Here is a 21,060-nt window from a genome sequence, read left to right on the forward strand (position 1 = left end):
ATTTATAAATCTCCAAAAGTTATAAATGGCGCATCTATTAAACATAATAAGCAAATCACTATTAAATTTTATAACAACTTATATTTTCTTGTTTTGCGCTTATTTTAGCTTTAGTCAAAACAACACCATTTACAGTAATAATTTAAATTTTAAAAATATTACTACAAATGATGGTTTGTCTCAAAGATCGGTAATAAAAATTCTTCAAGACAACAAAGGGTTTTTATGGTTTGGCACAAGGTATGGCCTTAATAAGTTTAATGGCACAGAGTTTAAGGTTTATAATTTTAGTACAAACGATAGTACTAGCTTAAGCCATAACCGCATAACATCAATATCATTAGATAAAACTGGCAAGTTATGGGTTGGCACTGAAATTGGTGTTAACATTTATAATAACGAACAAGATAATTTTATTCGTGTAAAAAAATCTAAAAGTTTAAATACATTTTACACCAGTAGTGTAAGAGACGTTATAGCTTTAGACAGTACATTTGTTTGGATAGCATCTAATAATGGCTTAGATAAATACAACACAAAAACTGAAGAAGCCTACAATATATCTAATTTCACAAAAAACGGTTTAGCCTCAAACAACATCACCTCAATTCTTTTAGAAAAAAAAGATGTTTTATGGATTTGTAATGCTGAAAAAATTCAATTACTAAACGAAAAAAACAAAACGTTAAAAACATATAATTACCCCAATAATGCCAACCCTAACACAACAAAAAATTACACTACAACATTATACAAAGACAGTGAAAACAATGTTTGGTTAGGTTACAATAACGGACTCGCATTTTTTAACAAAGTCACAAAAACATTTGAAGACTATACCATAAACAAACAAAAAGTTTTTAATACACCTGTTAGAACTATTTACCAAGACAAATACGGACAATTATGGGTGGGCAGTTATGATGGGTTATACCAGCTAAATTTAGATACCAAACAAATTAACAAATACCAAAATGAAATTAACAACCCTAAAAGTTTAAGCCAAAATTCAATTTACAGCATTATTGAAGATGCCAGGGGCGATTTATGGGTAGGCACTTGGGCCGGTGGAATTAATTATATAGACCGAAGCTCTAACAACTTCTCAACATACTCTGTAGGTACTACCAACAAACACTTAAACTATAAAGTTGTTAGCGCTATTGTTGAAGACAAAAACAAAAACCTTTGGATTGCTACTGAAGGTGGTGGTATAAATTTTTTCAATACAAAAAAGCAGCAATTTCAATTTTACACACACCAACCAAACAACTCCAATGGCTTAAGTTCTAACAATATTAAAGCTCTAATTTTAGATAAAAATGAAAACTTTTGGGTAGGTACACATGGTGAAGGATTTAATAAATTCAACACAAAAACTAAAGTTTTTACACATTTTAAAAACCTAAAAAGCAACGTAAGCACTATAGAAGACAATAAAATAACTTGTTTAGTTGAAGACCACAGTAACAACATTTGGATTGGCACCAACAAAGGCGGCTTACATGTATTTAACACAAAAGCAAATAAATTCACAAAAATAAACGACCCCAAACAACTTATAGGTAACTCAATTTATACTATTAAAAAATCATTAGTTGAAAACATTATTTATGTTGGTAGCCAAAACGGACTTTTAGCTATAAACACCAAAACACAAAACATAACTAAAATACCTTATAAAAGCTCTCATAAAAATCAACCTTTTGTTTTAAATCAGGTTATAAGTATTTACCAACCAACAATTAATAATTTATGGGTTGGTACAGAAGGCGATGGCCTTTATAATTTTAACATTAAAACACAAAAAAGCACACATTATGGTATTACTGAAGGCTTGCCAAACAAGGTTATTTATGGCATATTACAAGATAACAAACAAAATATTTGGGTAAGTACCAATAAAGGCATTAGCCGTATTGACACCCATACAAACAACATTAAAAACTTTGATGAAACCGATGGCCTACAAGGCAATGAATTCAATTACGGGGCGTGCTTAAAAACAACTGACGGACAACTAGTATTTGGTGGCACTTCTGGTTTTACCATTTTTAACCCAAACAAAATTATAGAAAATGACACCTATATTCCGCCAGTAGAAATAATAAGTTTTAAGGTTAGAAACAAACCTTATTTAAAACAAGTAAACACACTAAAAAACATACAACTTGCTCATAACCAAAACGATTTTAGCTTTGATTTTGTTGCACTTGGTTATGCACACCCCAAAAAACATCAATTCGCCTATAAACTAGATGGGTTTGATACTGACTGGAAATATATTGGCAATAAACGCACTGCAACATATACCAACTTAAACCCAGGCACTTATGTTTTCAACTTAAAGGCATCAAACGGTTATGGTGCATGGACACAAATTCCGAAAAAAATAACCATAAATATTAAAACACCTTTTTGGAAAACTTGGTGGGCTTACCTTGGCTATTTTTTAATTTTAACCACTTTAACCCTAATCATTAGAAAATATACTCTTTTAAGAATTAATGATAAAAACCAGCTAAAACAAGAGCGTGAAAACCGTGAAAAAGTAGAAGAAGTCAACCAACTAAAACTCCAGCTTTTTACTAATATTTCACATGATTTCCGTACACCACTAACCCTAATTATTGGCCCTTTAAAGCGTTTAATAGACACCAACCAAGGCAACGGAGCATTACAAAAACAATTAGCAGGTATGTACCGTAATGCTAATATTTTACTGCAACTTATAAATCAATTATTAGACTTTAGAAAAAGTGAAGCCGGTAAACTTAAATTATCTGTAAGTAGCAGAAACATTGTTCCATTTCTTGAAAACATAAAATTATCATTTGATGAATTAGCAGAACAACGTAACATTCAATATCAATTTCAAACAAAAAACCCTAATTACACTATGTGGTTTGATGAAATTGAAATGAAAAAAGTAATACTCAACATACTATCTAACGCTTTTAAATTTACGCCCGAAGGTGGCTCAATAAAACTAAAAGTTTCTGAAGCAAACAACTGGCTAAAAATTGTAATTTCTGATACTGGTAAAGGTATTAGAAAAGAAGATATACCACATGTTTTTGATAGATATTTTCAGCTTGGGCAACATCATGAATTAAGATCAGGCACCGGTGTTGGTTTAGCATTAGCAAAAGATATAGTTTTACTGCATCACGGCGAAGTATTAGCACAAAGTACTCTTGGTAAAGGCACTAAATTCACAATACTACTACCAACAGGAAATGCACATTTTAATGAAGAGCAACTCAATATTGTTGATACAGATTATAGTAATGGTGCAGATATCTCATTACCCTACAACCCATCTGTAATTAATATTGGTTGGGTAAACGAAAAAGATGAAATAAAAGATATTACCATAGATAACACATTACCAACACTTTTGCATGTTGAAGACAATAAAGAGGTAAGACTTTTTATAAAAGATATTTTTAAAAACAATTATAACGTTTTAGAAGCCGAAAATGGTATTACAGGTTTAGCCTTAGCACAAACCAAACCTGTAGATTTAATTATTAGCGATGTAATGATGCCTAAAATGGATGGCTTAGCGTTTTGCAATGCTATTAAAACCAACTTAACCACCAGCCATATTCCTATTATTTTACTTACAGCACGATCCTCATCTAAAGCACAAAAAAGCGGATACAATGAAGGTGCCGATGTTTATATAACAAAACCTTTTGAAGCAGATTTACTTAAAATGCAGGTACAAAATTTGCTAAAATCTAGACAACATTTAATAGAAAAATTTAGAAAAAACATCCTTTTAGAACCTAAGGAATTAGAACTAGAATCTGCCGATGAGATTTTTCTTAAAAAAGTAATGACTATTGTTGAAGAAAACCTTTCAGAATCATCCTTTATGGCTTCAACACTTATTGAAAAAGTACACATGAGCCAATCTGTACTTTACAGAAAACTTAAAGTTTTAACAGGACAATCTATTTCAGAATTTATAAGAACTATTAGGCTAAAACGCGCAGGCCAATTATTAATAAATTCAAACTTAGGTATTGCCGAAATTGCATACGAAGTTGGTTTTAACGATTTAAAATATTTTAGACGCTGCTTTAAAAAAACCTTTGAAGTAACACCATCTGCCTACCGCAAAAATAATATAACGCAAAATGCCTTAACAAATAATTAAAATCCACAACATAGCAAAACCCTAATAAAATAAGGCATTAAAATGCATTACCCCCTAAATTGTAATTAAAAACCACCCAAAAAAACTACAATTAAGTTTGATATTTGATTCTGCTAACTAAATAATAAAACATGAAAATAGTTAAACTAACACTTTTAGTACTGGTTTGTATTAACATAGCTTGCGTAAACTCATCTGTAAGTTCAAAAAACATTAATTTAAATACCAGTTTTTTAAACGCCGAAAAACAAATGGCTTTGCTTTTAAAAGATGCCGAAGAAGCCAACCGAATTCCTAGAACTTTAAACAAAAACGGGTATATGCACTGGGCCAATACTGAATTTGATTGGACAGAGGGTTTCTTCCCTGGTAGTTGCTGGTTACTTTATGAAAACACTAAAGACGAAAAATGGAAACAAGCCGCAGAAAAATTTCAATCACAATTTGAAACTCATAAAACATTAACTACAAATCATGATTTAGGTTTTGTATTCAATTGTTCTTACGGTAATGGTTATAAATTAACAAATAACGAGGCTTTTAAACAGGTAATGATTACTGCAGCAGATGCTTTACTTACACGATTTAACCCAAAGGTTGGATGCATAAAAAGTTGGGATGTTGATAGAGGTTGGCAAGCAGAACGTGGTTGGAAATACCCTGTGATTATAGATAATATGATGAATTTAGAACTCCTTTTTAAAGTTAGTGAATTTACTGGAGATTCTAAATATAAAGACGCAGCAATTACGCATGCCAACACTACCTTAAAAAATCATTTTAGAAAAGACAACAGCTCTGTTCACGTTGTAGATTATGACCCAGAAACAGGAGACGTTAGAGGAAAACATACTGCACAAGGTTATGCTGATGAAAGCTCATGGGCACGAGGGCAGGCTTGGGGACTTTACGGCTATACTGTTTGTTATAGGTATACCAAAAACACAAAGTATTTACAACAAGCAGAAAAAATTGCGCAATATATTTTAAATTTTGAAGGCACTCCAAAAGATGGTATTCCTTATTGGGATTATAATGCGCCTAACATTCCAAATGAACCAAGAGATGTGTCTGCAGCAACAATAACAGCTTCTGCATTGTTAGAACTTAACAATTATTCTAAAGAAAATTACAAACCTGCTATTGATAAAATAATGACTTCTTTAGCAACAGAGGAATACACCGCCAAATTAAATGAGAACAAGCACTTTATTTTAAAGCATAGCGTTGGTAGCATTCCTCACGGAAATGAAATTGATGTACCCCTAAACTATGCCGATTATTACTATTTAGAAGCCTTAGGCAGATACTCATCATTACAAAACCAGTAATTATGAAACAACTTTTAATACTGAGTTTATGTTCTTTTTTGATGTTAAACTGCCAAGAAAAGTCAACTAAAACCCTAAAAAAAACAGTTTGGGAAGATTTTGTAGAGGCTAAAAACAATGGTACAACACCTATTTTACCAGACTTCTCTTATACAGGATATAAATACAGTGAAGTCCCAATACCAAAGGTAAATTACAAAGTATTTAATGTAACAGATTTTGGCGCTATTGCTAATGATAAATTATCTGACAAAAAAGCAATTAACAAAGCCATTAAAGCCGCGAAGAAAAATGGCGAAGGTGTTATTTATTTCCCTAAAGGAAAATATTATATCAATACTGGCAATGATGATGATAGCATAATCACTATCTCATCATCTAAAATTGTATTTAGAGGTGAAAATGAAGCCAACACAACCTTGTTTTTTGATAGAGATTTACCTGCCGAAGATCCTAAAAAAATGTGGACTTGCCCATTTGCTATAAAAGTTACTACAAAAGAAAAAGATGAATTTATTTCAAAAATTGTATCAAACTCCAAACGTGAAAGTTTTTCTATTGAAGTAGAAGATGCTTCAAAAGTTAAAAAAGGAGATTGGATAATTATTGAAGTTAAAAATAACAGCAAAGATTTAATAAATTATGATATTGCCCCTCTTGAACCACAAAAAGAATGGACCGCCATTTTAAATGATGGTGTAGAAGTTAATGAACACCATCAAGTAGCTGCTGTTAATGGCAATAAAATAACTTTAGTTTCTCCTATTCATTATGATATTCAGGCAAAACATAATTGGAAAATTAAACGCTTTGCTCATGTAAATCATGTAGGTTTTGAAAATCTAACTTTTGAGGGCAATTGGCTTAAAGAATTTGTGCATCACAAATCTGCCCAACATGATGGCGGTTGGAGTATTTTATCCATATCTAAAGCAGTAAATTCTTGGGTAAAAAATTGCTCTTTTATAAATGTAAATAGAGTTATTAGTTTTTCATCTTGTGCTTCAAGTACGGCTCTAAACATTACTATAGATGGTAAGATAGGGCATGCCGCTGTTCACTCTGCGGGTTCTACTGGTGTTTTATTGGCCAAAATAAACGATAAAGCAGGTATGCACCATACCACAGGTGTAGGTGGAGGCAGTAACACAGGAACCGTTATTTGGCGTTCTAAACATCCTGCTCACACGTGTTTTGAAGCTCATGCTTCTCAACCAAGAACTACTTTATTTGATAATGTTGAGGGTGGCTTCTTTCAAGGACGCGCTGGAGGTGCAAGATTTAATCTACCAAACCACGGAAGACACCTTGTATTATGGAACTATAAAGAAACTGATAGTGCCGAAACTAATTTTAGATTTATTGCTAAAGACACGTGGTACTGGAGAATTGTTCCGCCTATAATTGTAGGCTTTCATGGCTCAGGAACTACATTTAAAGAAGACGAAGTTCAAATTCTTGAAAGCTTAGGCACACCAGTAAAGCCAGAATCTTTATTTGAAGAACAATTAAAATTGCGTTTAGGTAAACTCCCTAAATGGCTAGATAATATAAACAACTAAACCATGAAAAACACATTATACTTATTGCTAATAGCTTTAACGGTATTTAGCTGTCAAAATAAAAAAACTGAAGTAAAACAAGCATCTAAAAAACCTAACGTTTTAATTATTTTCCCTGACCAATTAAGACGTTACAGTGCTGGTTTTTGGAATGAATCTCCGTATAAAGAATTAGCTCAAGGAAAAGCTGACCCTGTAGTAACACCTACTATAGATAAATTAGCAAAAAATGGTGTTGTATTTACAAACGCCATTAGTAACTACCCATTGTGCAGCCCTTATAGGGGCATGATGTTTTCTGGCAGATATCCAGAACAAAATGGTATTTGGAACAACTGTAAAAAAGGAAGAAATGAAAGTTTGAGAGATGACATAAGTACAATTCCAGATTTATTTTTCAAAGCAGGTTATAACACCTCTCTCTTTGGGAAATGCCATTGGTTGAGAAACGACCCCTTGTTTGACGAAAATGGGAATTACGTAGGCAGTGAAGAGGCTCCTGGAGGACATCGTATTAACGATTATGACACCTATATTCCTCCCGGAAAGTCTAGACATAATATTGAATATTTTTATCAAGCTTTAAAGGATGAACACTTTAATCCTAGAGTGTATTCTAACGACCCAAGTGCTATTGAAGGAAAAAAAGATGGCGAATTGCATCTTCCCAAAATGTTTTCGGCTAAAAATGAGGCTGAAAAGATTATTGATTATCTTAAAAATGAACGCGGACAAAGAGATGCTTCTAAACCTTTTTGCATGATATGGGCAATGAACCCTCCTCACAATCCATGGGATGATGAAAACACAGACATGGAGACTTTACATAAATATTATGATAAAGATAAATTCCCTGAAATTGATGAAAAGCTTGTGGTAAGAGAGAATGTAGATTTAGAAACTGCCAACTACGCAAGGCATTATTTTGCAAATATAACTAGTGTAGATATGTACATGGGACAAGTTATTGATGAACTGGAAAAAATGGGAGAATTAGATAATACCATTATTCTTTTTAGTTCAGACCACGGTGAAATGATGGGAAGCCATGCTAAAACGGGAAAAAACACTTTTGAAACCGAATCATTAGCCATTCCTTTTATTGCGCATTGGCCAAAAAAATTATCAGCAAGTACAGAAGATGTTATTTTTAGTGTTCCTGATGTTTTACCTACCGTTATGGGGCTTGCTGGTCTTGGTGCAGAAATTCCACAAGATATTGAAGGCACAGATTTTTCAAGCTTACTAATTAAATCTGAAGCTCAAGTAAAAAAGCCTGAAGCTGCTTTAATAATGCTTGGTAACTCGCGTGGTGTTCATACAACAAAATACACCCTTTGTTTAAAAGAAAGCAAAAAGCCATGGGATAAACATGAGGTTAAAACTATTGATGAGGCCTACTTTTATGATAATATAGAAGACCCTTACCAAAAACATAAAATTAAATTGAAAGATAACCCTGAAGTTTCAAAAGTCTTATTAAATCATTTGGCAAGATTACTTCAAAAAACAAATGATCCTTGGTATCAGCAGCAAAAACATAATGAGATAATTCCTTATTTATAAAAACAAAAGCTGGAGATTATCTCCAGCTTTTTTCATTCTATAATCAAATTACTTAGTTCTTAATAATCTTAATGATTCTGGGTTGTTTAGTAACAATTTTAGCAAAATAAATTCCAGGTTCATTATTCTCAATAGTCATATTAACTACTCCAGATTCAATAACATATACTTTTGAAGATAATAATTGCGAATGTATATTATAAACTTCAATTAATATGTTTCCTTCATCAACAGGTAATACAAATTGAAAATCTCCAGTAGTTGGATTAGGGTAAGCCGTTATGTTCTTATAAAAGTCTATAGACTCTATTAATTTACCTTCACAATCTTTATTTGATATTACCTCAACAATATCCCCTTGATTCACAGGAATGGAAAACGAATAATCTGAAGTTTGAAGCACAATCTCATTATTTACAACTACGTTAAAAGGTGGTGTTCCTTGAACAATATTTACTGTGTAATTGTCTTTATTTAAAACTGTTTTACCACTAAGGCCTTCTGTTTCCTTAATTTCAACTTCATAGCACTGACTTTCATTAGGTTCACTCTTTAGAGCAATGCATAAGCTGTAGTTTCCTGGAGCTAAATTTTCAATAGTTGTCTCTTTAGTAAATTCAGTATCATTGCTGTTAAAAGTAACGACATATTCTAATTCTACATCAGCAAGTATATTTACTTTTCCATTATCTGCATCTGGACACGTCTCGGTATTTACTTTAATTCTAAACTGAGTATCGTAAATAGACCAATCTAATGGTTCACCTGTGTCCTCAATAGCATTAACGCCAGCAGTCCATCTTGTACCTCCTCTCTCATAAGCCCCAATATCTGGTGCAGTTCCTTTAAAAGATTTATTAAACCCAGTAATAACTTGTCCTTGATCTACTAAAGAACTGGTTGATTTTGGCATAAAGTTTTGCGTGTCTGCATCTTCAAAAGGCGATTCAGAAAAAATAGGACTGTTTTGAATATCAAAATCAGTTGCAGTTTTTGTAAACCAATCTCCTGTATTTGCAAAGTTGTTATAAATCTTGTTATTCTCTTGTGGGCCATTTATGTCCCAAGAATCCATAGCGCGTTCTGCATTCCAAATGGTATTATGATAGAAATCTAAATGCGTATTATTCCAGTTTACTTGATAACCGCTCCAAGATACATTCCAAACTACATTGTGGTGCACTGTGTAGCCTTTACTATCATTATCTAAATAAATACCTGCTGCTTTTGCTGGATCACTTGGATTATGAGAGTATGCTGGTGCAGTAGCATCATGAAACCAATTATGGTGAATTTCGTTATTTTTCAAATTATCATTCCCAACAGTATAGAAAATACCTGAATCACTGTTTATTTTTTGAGAGGCAGAAACATCATTATAGGCAATTTCACAGTTTTGACCTGCCACATACATACCATCTCTACCTGTATTAAAAATGGTGTTTTTAAGTATTTTCATATTATCACCACTTGTTCTAATTGGCGATGCATGAATACCTACATAATCGGTATTACTAATTGTATTTCCTTCTATTACACAATCATCAGCAGCCCAACCAGATATTACTATTCCACTAACAGAACTATGATTTACGGCACAACCTTTTATAAGGGTGTTATCTCCTAAAACTTCTATTGAAGCCTCACCTACTTGAGCTGATGTATTTGTTAAAGAATCATGCCCTTCACTACCATGGATTACTTTGCAGTTTAAAATTTGATTATTATCGGCATTGTTATGAATTTTAACACTGCCGCCAAAAAAGTTTATACCTTCAATTTTAATATAGTCTCCTTTAATTTCTAAGGCAAATTTTCTAGCAGCATATTCAACTGAATTATTAGTAGGAATTGCACCATCAGCAGGTTGGAAATAAAGTATTTTGGCAACCTCATCATAATACCACTCACGGGCATAATCTAAAGCCTCCAATTTATTAAATAAAAACAATTGCCCTCTGTTATTACCTGGGTAATTTCTCCATGTTTGAGGATTGTGTGTACTAAAAGGCCATTTGTTTGTATCAACTGTGGTAAAGTCTATTCGTGTTGATGTACTTGATGTTATTTCTCTTGTCCAACTAGCACCAGAATGTGCCCCTAAATAATACACTAAACCACCTGTCCAGTCTATATTTTGAATGCCACTAACAATAAAATGACTTCCGTCGCCATTTTCAACAGGATGACAATCTACAGTCCAACGGTTATTATCAGTATTATTTGGCCATCTAGCTAAATCCATATAAGCACTATTGTGGTACACAGCTCTAAAACGGCTCTCAATACTCATATCAACATTTGCCTTATAAATATTACCGTTGTGTGCTTGCCAACCACTTACGTACTTGGTAGCTCTTATTTGAACATTTTCACCATCGGCTGCCTTAAAGGTTAAATAATTACTTGCTGTTCCATTTTTAGTAATTACAAATTCTTCGTCATACACACCTTCTTTTATAATACATGTGTCACCGGCTGACATTTCAGACATAGCTTTATTGAACGTTTTGAATGGATTATCAACAGTTCCTGTATTAGTATCATCACCATCTGTAGCAACATAATATGTGGTTTGAGCCGAAAGAAATGCTGTTAAGGATAGAAAGAAAAGCAATAGTAAATCTTTTTTCATAGTATAGTTGTTTTGAATTTTCAAAGTTAAATACAAGTAAAAAATTAATGCATATCATTAATGAGATTATATAGAACAAATGTTTAATTCATTTAACAATTAAATTGAAATAATAAATAGTAACATAAAAAACAAATATAGCTTTTGTATAGAAATTTTGTAAGAAAATTAAACTAAGTGTTTTAAATAGTACTAATATAATTTGCTATTTCTTTTTTTATTTTTTTAAATTTATTTTGAGAACTGCCCCGTTAGCCTTTTCTTTATCTTGCATAATTGCGTTAAATAAATATTCTGGATGACCATCTTTCCAAAGTACCTGAACTCGTTCATATCTGCATTTTTCACAAACTGGAAAATAATGATCTCCTTTATGATGACTTCTAAAGTATTCTCCCCATTTTAAACCATCTTCAGAGTCTAGATATAAACCACTTAACCAATCAAAATTCCCCATATCACGAATAAGGCAATGAAATTTTCCTTTATAGAAGAAAAAGTAAGGATCTTCTGTTTGCCCACCACGTTCAGGAAAATCAATAATTGGGTTTCCTTCATATTTTATATATGGCCCTGTTAAAGTTTTTGACATAGCAACGCCCGTTTTTCGTCTGTCATCATTTCGTCTATCCCACGCTCTGTAATAAATCCAATATTCACCATTTGGATGTTTCATAAACGAAGGATTTACGGTACAATACCCATCCCATGCTAATGAATCTTTAGATACATCAATTATAGGTTTATCAAAACGTTTCCACGGGCCATAAGGCGAATCTGCAATGGCCATACCCACACGTTGTGTATTGGCAGCTTTGGCCCTATTTCTCCAATTTTCTTGTTGAATAGTATCATTTCCTATATATAGAAGCACATATTTATTATCAACCTTTGTTATGTTTGGATTGTGTATGGTATTAGCATCCCATTTGCCTTTTCGTCCTTCTAAAATAACGCCCATTTTTTTATAAGGTCCTTCAGGATGATCTGCTACGGCATGTGCAATTTTACTATGTGTTAGCCAATGCTCGTCTTTTGCCCAAGTTGAATAATACACATGTACTTTACCTTTATTATCATAAATTGGTGCACATCCCCAAACAATACTGTCATTACTTTCTAAAATAAATTTGCCTTTTTTTGCAAGACTTTTGGTTACCCAAGAATCTTTAGGTATGCCTTTGTTTTGAGTATGTCCTAAAATGTTTAAACATAAAAAAGCAAAAACTAAAGTTGATATTTTTTTCATAAGAATGAGTTTAGTTTACATCAATAAAAACAGTTTCTTCTCGTTTATCTTCTGTTTTTAAATTGAAGGTTATATTTTTTGTTTCTAAGGCTTCAATATGGCGGGCATAAATACCATAGGCAGGCACAGCGCCTAACATGGTAAATTCCGGATACTGCGTTACATTCTCTGGAACCACAATTTTAGCATCTTCTTCTGTTCCGCCACCTGGTAGTGTAACATGAATATTTTCAAACTTTATTTTCCCTATTTTATGATTTGGTGTTCCTGTAAAAAAGAACCCAGCTGTTGGTTTTAACCTACAATCTTTTAGGTCTCTAACAGTAGCTTTAATATTGCTTATGGTTACATTATTTATAGAACCAACGGGCTTTTTAGGTGCGCCTCTATATGTAAGACCACGTTCTCCTAAACGAATAAATATTGGCATTTCTACATTTTCCATTTCAATATTATCAATCACTATATTATTTATGTTTGCGCCATCAACACTTAGCACTTTAATGCCTCCTCCTTTGGTATCATGAATAAAACAATCTTTAATCGTGATATCTTTGAAGTCTCCCATAGATTCTGTACCAAATTTAATGGCTCCCCAATGACTTTTTAGCTTACAATTTTCTACTAAAACATTGGCCGAGGGTTTAGGGCTTGTGGCTTTAAAACAAATGGCATCGTCACCAGAATCTATTGTACAATTCTTAATAATCCCTTCAACACTAGAGTCTATATCTATAGCATCGTTATTTCTATTGGCGTGACTATGAATATCAATGCCATCTACCTCAAAACCTTTGCATTGATAAAAGTGAAGTGTCCAAGCGGCTGGTTGACGTAAATGAATGTCTTTTAGTTTTACATTTTTAGCTCTGACCATTCTAATTAAAAATGGACGGTTTGAATATTTTATGTTGTTGTTTACATATTTATTCCCTTCTGAAATTATTTTTTTGAAATCAGGAATTTTAATTTCAATTCCGAGTTCCTCAATGGTTTTTTTAACGTTTTTAGGTGTAAACATTTCACCTTGCCCATTAATGGTTCCCTTACCTGTTATGGCTACGTTTTCAACATCAACAGCTCCAATAAAACACTGCCCTCTAAATTGCCCAGTAGCATCAATAAATGGATCTACTACCGGATAATCATTTGGGTTAACGCTTCCTAACAGCACTGTATTTTCGGTGACTTTTAAAGTCACATTATCTTTTAATAACAACGTTCCTGAAATAAAAGTTTGTCCGCTAACAAGCACTGTACCTCCTCCTGCTTCGTTACAGGCGTCAATCGCTTTTTGAATTGCCTTGGTATTTATGGTTTTATTGTCATCAATTGCCCCATAATCTTTAATATTCCATTCTGTTTGTTTTTTACAGGAGATGCTAACCAACAACAGTATCAAAGCGGCTATTTTTAATATAATTTCCCTCATAATCTAATCTACTTTTTGAAGTTTTCCGTTAGTCTTTATCTTGTTAAATTTTACTTTAGATGTATTTTTAACAGCTATAACAGTTGTAGATTTTGCGTTTAGATCTAAATACATGTTTTTTAGACTGCTGTTATGAACATCATCAAGAACAATGGCTGGTCTATCATCATCTCCTCTTAGTTTAAAAGTTACATTGTTCATTTTTAAACCTTTTACATGACGCGCATACATACCATAACTTGGCAAAACACCAAAAAACAATTGTTCTGGGTAACGTGCTTCATCTTCTGCTATAACATTGTTTTTTGCTCCTGTTTTCCCAAAACCGGAGTATGAAAAATGAATGTTTTCCATGGTTACATTTTCAATATAATGCCCTGGTAATCCTGTAAACATAATGCCTTCGGTAGGCGGATCTATCCTTCCTGTTAATCTAGCTTCTATATTTCTGAATGTAATATTTCGAATTTTCCCCACAGGGCGTCCCTCTGGTTTTACTTCAGTTTTATACACTTGTTTTATGGATTTTGAATAATCTCGTCCACGATTACCTAACCTTAAGAATATTGGACCTCCACAGTTGAACATTTTAATGCTTTCAAAAAGAATATCTTCAAGTATAGCGCCATCTACCGCTAATAGTTTTATGGTTCCGTGACGACTATCGAAAAACTGAGAATTGGTTACTCTTACATTTCTAAATCCGGATTTTGATGCCGTTCCAAATTTTACAGACGCCCAATAACTGCTCACGGTACAATTATCTACAAAAATATTTTCGGTGATTTTATCTACACTACTTTTTAAACAAATGGCATCATCTTCAACTTGTAAATTGGTATCTGTTATCCATACATTAGAGCAACCATCATAGTTCATGCCATCATTATTACGGTTCTCCTTGTTGTAAACGTGGCACTTATTAATATAAATAGAATCGCACTCTCTAAAATACATACACCAAGATCCTGAATTTTTAATAATAGCTTCTTCAAACCTTATGTTTTTACATTCTTCAATTCTGAATAATTTAGGTCGCTCATGACTGTGTTTAAACATGTAGCCTTTACCATTAATTTCTGACCGTGGGTGTCCAATAATGGTAATATTTTCTTCTCCTTTTGCGTAGAATAAACATTTGGAAAAGTGCGGTTCTTCTGTAGCAATTGGAACTTCTGCATAATCTTTAAGATCTGAGCTTCCAAATAGTTCTGTACCAGATTCTAATTTAAAGGTGATATTACTTTTTAAAAACAAAGTTCCTGTAACATAAGTTCCTTTTGGAATTATTACGGTTCCTTCTACTTTATGAGCTTCGTCTATAGCTTTTTGAATTGCTTTTGTGCTTAATTCTTTATGAGACTTTTTAGCCCCATAATCTAGAATATTAAATTCTTGGGCGTTCAAACTTAAACTAAGAAGAAACGCCAAACATAAGATTATTTTTAGTTTCATAATTTTATTTTGAAGTATTATAATATTCCCAAAAATCAACATTAACCAACTCATCATGAGATTTGTCTTTTAATTCGATGGCCTTTTGCTTCATTTCATTTCTCATTTTAGCAACTTTTTCAGAATACCCAGGAAAATCGGCCAAATTGAAGGTTTCCCAAGGGTCTTTTGTAACATTAAAAAGCTGTGTTACTCTAGAACCTGAAACAAAATCACCTCGTTTTCTATCTTTGTCTGGCGCTCTTACATATTCTATAAGTTTATAATCTCCTTTACGATATGCTCTTTGATGCTGACGATAGGCATGGTAAGTATAATTTCTAACACTTTCCTTTTCATTTTTAATAACGGGCAACAAGCTTTTACCAGATGCAGACTCTGGAGTTTTAATTCCAATCATGTCGCAAAGTGTTGGTAAAATATCATAGTTATAACAAAAGGCATCTTCTCTTCTACCTTTGTTTGCTTCATCAACTAAACCACCCGAAAGAATAAAGGGTATATGGATACCGTCTTCGTCATAGATATTTTGCTTTCCCATTAAACCATGGTTTCCAACGGCTAAACCGCTATCGCCTGCCATAACAATAATTGTATTTTCATATTGCCCGCTATCCTTTAAGGCTTTAATTACGCGTCCAATCTGCTCATCTAAATGACTAATTATTGCATAATAATCAGATAGATGTTGTTTTGAAATTTGTTCGGTACGTGGCCATTCAGCTAGTTTTTCATCTCGTAAAACTATATGTCCGTTATCAAAAGGATGTTGCGGCATGTATGAAGGTGGTAAATCAATATCAGCCTCAGGGTACATGTCTTTGTGTTTTTTTGGAGCTTGACGTGGATCATGCGGTGTTGGGAATGCTAAATAATGGAAGAAAGGTTTCTTCTGCTTATACTCCGAAATAAACTTAACGCTGGCGTCTGCTAATACCTCGGATACATGTGGCCCTATTTTTTCTGTTCCTGTGGGCCCTCGTTTATCATCTTTTGTTAATGGACGGCTCACAACTTCGCCTTTGTCATTATATTCTAATAAGTAACAGTTCTCTCGTTTATAATCACCATTTGGTTCCCAATCGTGATAAGGCATTCTAAACTGATCTGTTAAATATGCTGGTTTTCCTGAAACTTTTGCACCATCATTAAATGAACGTGCTAAAGATTTCATGTCTTGATGCCATTTACCAACATGGTAAGCATAATAACCATCTTTCATGAACATTTCCCCCATAGTTGTATGGGTATCTGGAATATCAAAACCTCTTCCTTTTAATTGAAATAAGTTTCTACCAGTAAGTAACATGGCTCTACTGGGCACACAAGTTGCACCAGAAAAAGCCCCCATTAAATAGGCTCTGGTGAATGTGATGCCGTTATGCGCCAAATCATCTAGATTTGGAGTTAATACAGCTTGACCTCCAAGGGCATGAACACCTGTATACCTATGGTCATCTGTGTAAATTACTAAAACATTTGGCTTCTTTTTTCTTTGAGCTTGTAACTGGAACGTTATTAATCCTAACAAGCAAAAAGCTATTACGTTTTTCATCTTATTTATTTTGATAATTAGCTCTAAAATTCGTTTCAAAACCAAACCTGAATGGATATCTACCAGACATTAAAGCTGCTCTACTAGGCCCACAAAGCGCATGATTTACATAACCTTGCTTAAAAATAACACCATTAGTAACTAAAGCATCTAAATTAGTTGTTAATATATCTTTTGACCCTGTAAAACCGGTATCTGCAAACCCCATATCATCGGCCATAAAAATTATAATATTTGGACGATTTTTAGGTTTTTTTTGAGCAAACATTGCCTTTGCACAAAACAATACTATTAGTAAAACTGATATTTTTTTCATTAGCTTATGTTATATTTAAATAGTTTATTCCCATGATAATTTAGCTACACTAACACCTCTATTTGGCCATTCAGCACTAGAAATATACCATTGCCCCTCTTCATCTTTAAAAACTTCTGGAGCATGCGCCTTTAATGTGGTTATTTCTTTTTCTGAATCTACACCAAAACTTATAGTAGCTTTAGAATGGTATACATGTGTTTTATTTTGATAAGCGCCTTTAATATCATTTCCGTTCCATTTACCATCCCAAGAACACACAAAAAGATAAAATGAATTATTATGATGAATGAGCGAAGGCGACTCTGGAGCAAACTTATTTGTTTTCAAAATTATTTCGGCATCACTCCATGTTAACAAATCTTTAGAGCTACGCATTTTTACTGATTTTTCTGAACAGTAAACCATGTAATACATACCTTCTAAATAAAGTAAACTAGGGTCTCTTGCGCCTGTTTTCTCTGAAAACAAAGTACCTTTTGGTTCCCATTTATATAAATCTGTAGAGGTAGCTAAACGTATTGGGCTATGGCCATAAACCATATAATAAACGTTATTTTTTTTTATAATATACGGGGCATGATTTGCCAACACCTCTCCGGGGCGTTCTTTTGGCGTTAGCACTTTGGGCAAGTCATTGTAATGAAACTTTGTATTTGTTTCATTAAAATTTTCACCTGAAGACACTGCATGAAATAAAGCGTATTCACCTGCGTGTATATTGCCTATTAATGGTTTAATATTTTTTAATGGGTGCGTTATACCAAAAATATGCCATTTACCACTTTTATGTTTAATGAATGCATGATCATTTGGCACCCAATCATTATACCACATACCCTCTTTTAAATGTTTTGTGTCGGGTCCAAAAAAATAATCTCCAATAGGTTTATAAACCCAAGTAAAATTGCTGGTTTTCTTTGGTATTAAAACAGTCTCTTTGTTAGGTTTTTCGCAATTATAAAAAAGTAAAGTGATAACTAAACCAAATGATACTATTCTATACTTTATATTTCTATTTTGAAATTTCAAAAAAATGGATTGTATTTGATTGTTTTTTATTTGTTGGAAAAAGTATATTACCCTAACACAATCAAAACTAATCCATTATTTAGCATAATAAGAGCATAAATAATTTAAAAAAGGTAGCATATGGTTAAAAAACAACCTCAAGAAAAATTAATCTTGAGGTTTTTTATTATTAGTTTTTTAATTACTCTTGAGCTTTTCGTTTTGTTTTTCAATTCTTTGGCGTTGCTCTTTACTTAAACCATGATTGTATAATGTTTGAATTTTGGGTTTATTATGATGCCTTTTCATTTTTGGATCGTGAACATCTAAACTTAAATCACAATCAAAACGCAAAAGTACCGCGTGATTTTTTTTCCAGTTACCATGAGGCACTGTAAAATGCGAAATACCCCAAGTAATACCTCTTCCGTTTTTAGTATTTGTAAAAACATCTGGAATAAAAGGTCCTGCAGCATCAGGCATCATTTCTACATGAGCAGCTACATCAAAGTTTACCCAATCTTTAGCATATTGTATAGTATTCATTTCATTACCATCTCTAATTGCAAATGCAGCAACTCCTTCTTTAAATGGGAACAATGTGGTTTCATGACCAGAATTCATAATTGGATTTAGCGGATGTTTTTCAAATGGGCCTAACGGATTATCTGCTATTGCTAAACCATGCATACGCACTGTGTTTATTCCATCACTACCCTTAAAATCTGACTTATAATACAAGTATATTTTTCCGTTGTGAACAATTGGATAAGGGTCATGAATTGAATACTGATCCCATTCACCGGGTGCTCCATTAGGTATTACTTCTTTGTTATATGGTTTCCATGGGCCATCAGGTGAATCTGCATATGATACTGCTACTGGGCAATTATCGCCACCGTTTTTACCGGGCGCTACTGAGAATGCTTGGTAGTACAAGTAATACTTACCTTCCCAAACCAAAATATCGGTAGTTGTAACAGACCTGTGCCCTAAATTAGGTTTTTCAGCTCTTGGTACAGCAACACCTTGTTCTTCCCATGTAAATCCGTCTTCAGAAGTTGCATAGAAAATATCGGCTAAATCCCAATCTGCCGAAGGAATAGTATCATTACTAAAACGCGCGTTAGATACGCCTAATGGTGCAGATGAAGTTTCACGGTGCGTATACCACATATAATATTTACCATTTGCAAAAATTATTTTTGAGGGGTCTCTACGAGATATTGTTCCATCACCATCATTATAATCAAAACCTTTGAGTTTGGTGTACTTAAACTGTGTAAACAACTCATTGGTTTCTTGTCTTGGCCCCATGTAGGCATCATAATTCCTTTCTAAGGCTGCACTTAATGGACGATTAGGTTTTGTTTCTGGCAACTTATAAGGAAAGCCTTCTTGTTTTTTTTCAGCTTCGTTACTTATTTCTTTTTTAGTTTGTGAACAGGCCACTAATGAAATAAAAGCTAAAATTAAGTATGCTATTTTGTTTAGTTTGAAATAAAATTTCATGGTTTTTTAGTGATTATGATGTTATATTAACAATTAATGTATTTATATCTAAAGGTGGTTTTTCATCAGACTTATTGGATATTAAGTTTGAAATCAATTTGTACGCACCTACTTTTGGCTTTGTATTTAAAACAAAATTATAGTTAAAATTACCGTATCCTGCCAATGCATTAATTTTTGCCTCTGCAACTTTTTCATTGTTGGCATTAACCAGTTTCAGTATAATTTGTTTGTTTGTGTTTGTTTTATAACTAAGAGGAATTTCGATTATTTTAGATGCTTTTACTAGTATTTCGGCTGTTTCAAAAAAAACAGCTTCGTTGTATAGTTGAATTTCAGCTTCTAAATTTGAGCTATTTTCTTTGTTTATGTCAACCAATTGATAGCCTCTAACCCAATCATAATAAACCGTGTTCTTGGTATCATCAGCTAATTCTTCGTCTGTTGGTAAAGAAATCCAAGGAAAGGGATATGTTTCGTGTACCAAGCGCATATACATGGGTTTATCCATGGGTTTGTCAGTTATTTTATCATAAAATTTTTGATGTTTAGGCAATTGATTATCATAGTAATAACTAGCTTGGGTTTCATCTTTCCACCAACCGCCATAAACATGAAAATCTTTTGATGCTACTTCATCATCTTCATATCTTACTTGAGCAGCTCTGTAATCATGTCTTTCGCCTTCACAATCATTATACCAATAATGCGCGTTAGAGTGCATGCCTTTTGCAAAATATTGGCCTTTAAAATCTCCTGTGCGTCCAATACATTCTTGAATGTCCCACTCTTGGTGATAGCTATCACACATTTTAGGGCCTTTACCGCCGCCACCAGAAAACCAAAATGTGGTTGACATAGTTGTTGCAGCAGCTTTAACCCTGCATTCGTAATACCCAAAAAGCGCTGTTTTTTTTGAAACTACTGCGGCACCTTTTATATTGAACATTACTTCTTTTGAACCTATTTTAACCAAAGTATCTTGTTTCATTTTTTCGCCCTTAAGCTGAAGGTAACCATCTTTTACTGATACTTGTGAGGGCATAAAAAGCCCCGGAGCTCTTCCTTTCCAGGTTGGGTGATGATCTAACCATTTTGTTTTATCTAGCGTAGTACCATTAAATTCATCTGAAAAATCTGGATTTAAAACCCAACGTTTACCAATTGGTGGTTTAGGCGGACCTGTTTTAACAGTTTGAGCTTCAACAGTAAAAAAAGATGTAAAAATTAATACTAGAATACAGGTTGTTAGTTGTTTTATTTTCATT

The 21,060-nt window shown here is 33.2% G+C and carries 13 protein-coding genes; 4 read left to right on the forward strand and 9 right to left on the reverse strand.

The window, feature by feature from the left end; translation table 11 throughout:
• The first annotated feature begins 25 nt into the window (after nucleotides 1-25).
• The 4 genes from ACXAG4_RS03325 to ACXAG4_RS03340 all read left to right on the forward strand — a co-directional run bounded on the left by ACXAG4_RS03325 (nucleotide 26) and on the right by ACXAG4_RS03340 (nucleotide 8,627).
• Complete coding sequence (locus ACXAG4_RS03325) at nucleotides 26-4,168, forward strand: two-component regulator propeller domain-containing protein (RefSeq protein ID WP_475294653.1); 4,143 nt, start codon at nucleotides 26-28, stop codon at nucleotides 4,166-4,168.
• Between the two features lie 131 nt (nucleotides 4,169-4,299).
• Complete coding sequence (locus tag ACXAG4_RS03330) at nucleotides 4,300-5,499, forward strand: glycoside hydrolase family 88 protein (protein WP_475294654.1); 1,200 nt, start codon at nucleotides 4,300-4,302, stop codon at nucleotides 5,497-5,499.
• Nucleotides 5,500-5,501: 2 nt separating this feature from the next.
• Nucleotides 5,502-7,061, forward strand: coding sequence for a DUF4955 domain-containing protein (locus ACXAG4_RS03335; RefSeq protein ID WP_475294655.1), 1,560 nt, complete (start codon nucleotides 5,502-5,504; stop codon nucleotides 7,059-7,061).
• A 3-nt stretch (nucleotides 7,062-7,064) separates the two neighbouring features.
• Nucleotides 7,065-8,627 carry a sulfatase family protein gene (locus tag ACXAG4_RS03340; protein ID WP_475294656.1) on the forward strand — a complete coding sequence of 521 codons (1,563 nt, stop codon included), beginning with the start codon at nucleotides 7,065-7,067 and terminating at the stop codon, nucleotides 8,625-8,627.
• 52 nt (nucleotides 8,628-8,679) lie between these two features.
• Here ACXAG4_RS03340 and ACXAG4_RS03345 read toward each other — a convergent pair whose 3' ends face one another.
• From ACXAG4_RS03345 to ACXAG4_RS03385, 9 genes are all read right to left on the reverse strand, one after another.
• Entirely contained in the window at nucleotides 8,680-11,262 is a 2,583-nt protein-coding gene (locus ACXAG4_RS03345) for a right-handed parallel beta-helix repeat-containing protein (RefSeq protein ID WP_475294657.1), read from the reverse strand.
• Between the two features lie 217 nt (nucleotides 11,263-11,479).
• Nucleotides 11,480-12,511, reverse strand: coding sequence for a glycoside hydrolase family protein (locus ACXAG4_RS03350; protein ID WP_475294658.1), 1,032 nt, complete (start codon nucleotides 12,509-12,511; stop codon nucleotides 11,480-11,482).
• A 10-nt stretch (nucleotides 12,512-12,521) separates the two neighbouring features.
• Nucleotides 12,522-13,943 carry a glycoside hydrolase family 28 protein gene (locus ACXAG4_RS03355; protein WP_475294659.1) on the reverse strand — a complete coding sequence of 474 codons (1,422 nt, stop codon included), beginning with the start codon at nucleotides 13,941-13,943 and terminating at the stop codon, nucleotides 12,522-12,524.
• A gap of 3 nt (nucleotides 13,944-13,946) precedes the next feature.
• Nucleotides 13,947-15,350: a glycoside hydrolase family 28 protein gene (locus ACXAG4_RS03360; RefSeq protein ID WP_475294660.1), complete on the reverse strand. Its 1,404-nt coding sequence runs from the start codon at nucleotides 15,348-15,350 to the stop codon at nucleotides 13,947-13,949.
• 52 nt (nucleotides 15,351-15,402) lie between these two features.
• Nucleotides 15,403-16,953: a sulfatase family protein gene (locus ACXAG4_RS03365; RefSeq protein ID WP_475294661.1), complete on the reverse strand. Its 1,551-nt coding sequence runs from the start codon at nucleotides 16,951-16,953 to the stop codon at nucleotides 15,403-15,405.
• A gap of 1 nt (nucleotide 16,954) precedes the next feature.
• The gene (locus ACXAG4_RS03370; RefSeq protein WP_475294662.1) at nucleotides 16,955-17,269 is read right to left on the reverse strand and encodes a sulfatase family protein; all 315 of its coding nucleotides are present in this window, start codon (nucleotides 17,267-17,269) and stop codon (nucleotides 16,955-16,957) included.
• 24 nt (nucleotides 17,270-17,293) lie between these two features.
• Nucleotides 17,294-18,301 (reverse strand): family 43 glycosylhydrolase, encoded by a 1,008-nt coding sequence (locus tag ACXAG4_RS03375; protein WP_475294663.1) that lies wholly within the window; start codon nucleotides 18,299-18,301, stop codon nucleotides 17,294-17,296.
• A gap of 177 nt (nucleotides 18,302-18,478) precedes the next feature.
• The gene (locus ACXAG4_RS03380) at nucleotides 18,479-19,792 is read right to left on the reverse strand and encodes a glycoside hydrolase family 117 protein (RefSeq protein ID WP_475294664.1); all 1,314 of its coding nucleotides are present in this window, start codon (nucleotides 19,790-19,792) and stop codon (nucleotides 18,479-18,481) included.
• 13 nt (nucleotides 19,793-19,805) lie between these two features.
• The gene (locus ACXAG4_RS03385; protein WP_475294665.1) at nucleotides 19,806-21,059 is read right to left on the reverse strand and encodes a family 16 glycosylhydrolase; all 1,254 of its coding nucleotides are present in this window, start codon (nucleotides 21,057-21,059) and stop codon (nucleotides 19,806-19,808) included.
• Between the last annotated feature and the right edge of the window lies 1 nt (nucleotide 21,060).

This window comes from Seonamhaeicola sp. ABD4_175 (assembly GCF_056160885.1).

Bases quoted from the DNA above. Each gene is read 5' to 3' on its own strand.
- ACXAG4_RS03345 (WP_475294657.1), bottom strand. From the start codon at position 11,262: ATGAAAAAAGATTTACTATTGCTTTTCTTTCTATCCTTAACAGCATTT.
- ACXAG4_RS03370 (WP_475294662.1), bottom strand. From the start codon at position 17,269: ATGAAAAAAATATCAGTTTTACTAATAGTATTGTTTTGTGCAAAGGCA.
- ACXAG4_RS03385 (WP_475294665.1), bottom strand. From the start codon at position 21,059: ATGAAAATAAAACAACTAACAACCTGTATTCTAGTATTAATTTTTACA.
- ACXAG4_RS03355 (WP_475294659.1), bottom strand. From the start codon at position 13,943: ATGAGGGAAATTATATTAAAAATAGCCGCTTTGATACTGTTGTTGGTT.
- ACXAG4_RS03365 (WP_475294661.1), bottom strand. From the start codon at position 16,953: ATGAAAAACGTAATAGCTTTTTGCTTGTTAGGATTAATAACGTTCCAG.
- ACXAG4_RS03380 (WP_475294664.1), bottom strand. From the start codon at position 19,792: ATGAAATTTTATTTCAAACTAAACAAAATAGCATACTTAATTTTAGCT.
- ACXAG4_RS03340 (WP_475294656.1), top strand. From the start codon at position 7,065: ATGAAAAACACATTATACTTATTGCTAATAGCTTTAACGGTATTTAGC.
- ACXAG4_RS03330 (WP_475294654.1), top strand. From the start codon at position 4,300: ATGAAAATAGTTAAACTAACACTTTTAGTACTGGTTTGTATTAACATA.
- ACXAG4_RS03350 (WP_475294658.1), bottom strand. From the start codon at position 12,511: ATGAAAAAAATATCAACTTTAGTTTTTGCTTTTTTATGTTTAAACATT.
- ACXAG4_RS03325 (WP_475294653.1), top strand. From the start codon at position 26: ATGGCGCATCTATTAAACATAATAAGCAAATCACTATTAAATTTTATA.
- ACXAG4_RS03335 (WP_475294655.1), top strand. From the start codon at position 5,502: ATGAAACAACTTTTAATACTGAGTTTATGTTCTTTTTTGATGTTAAAC.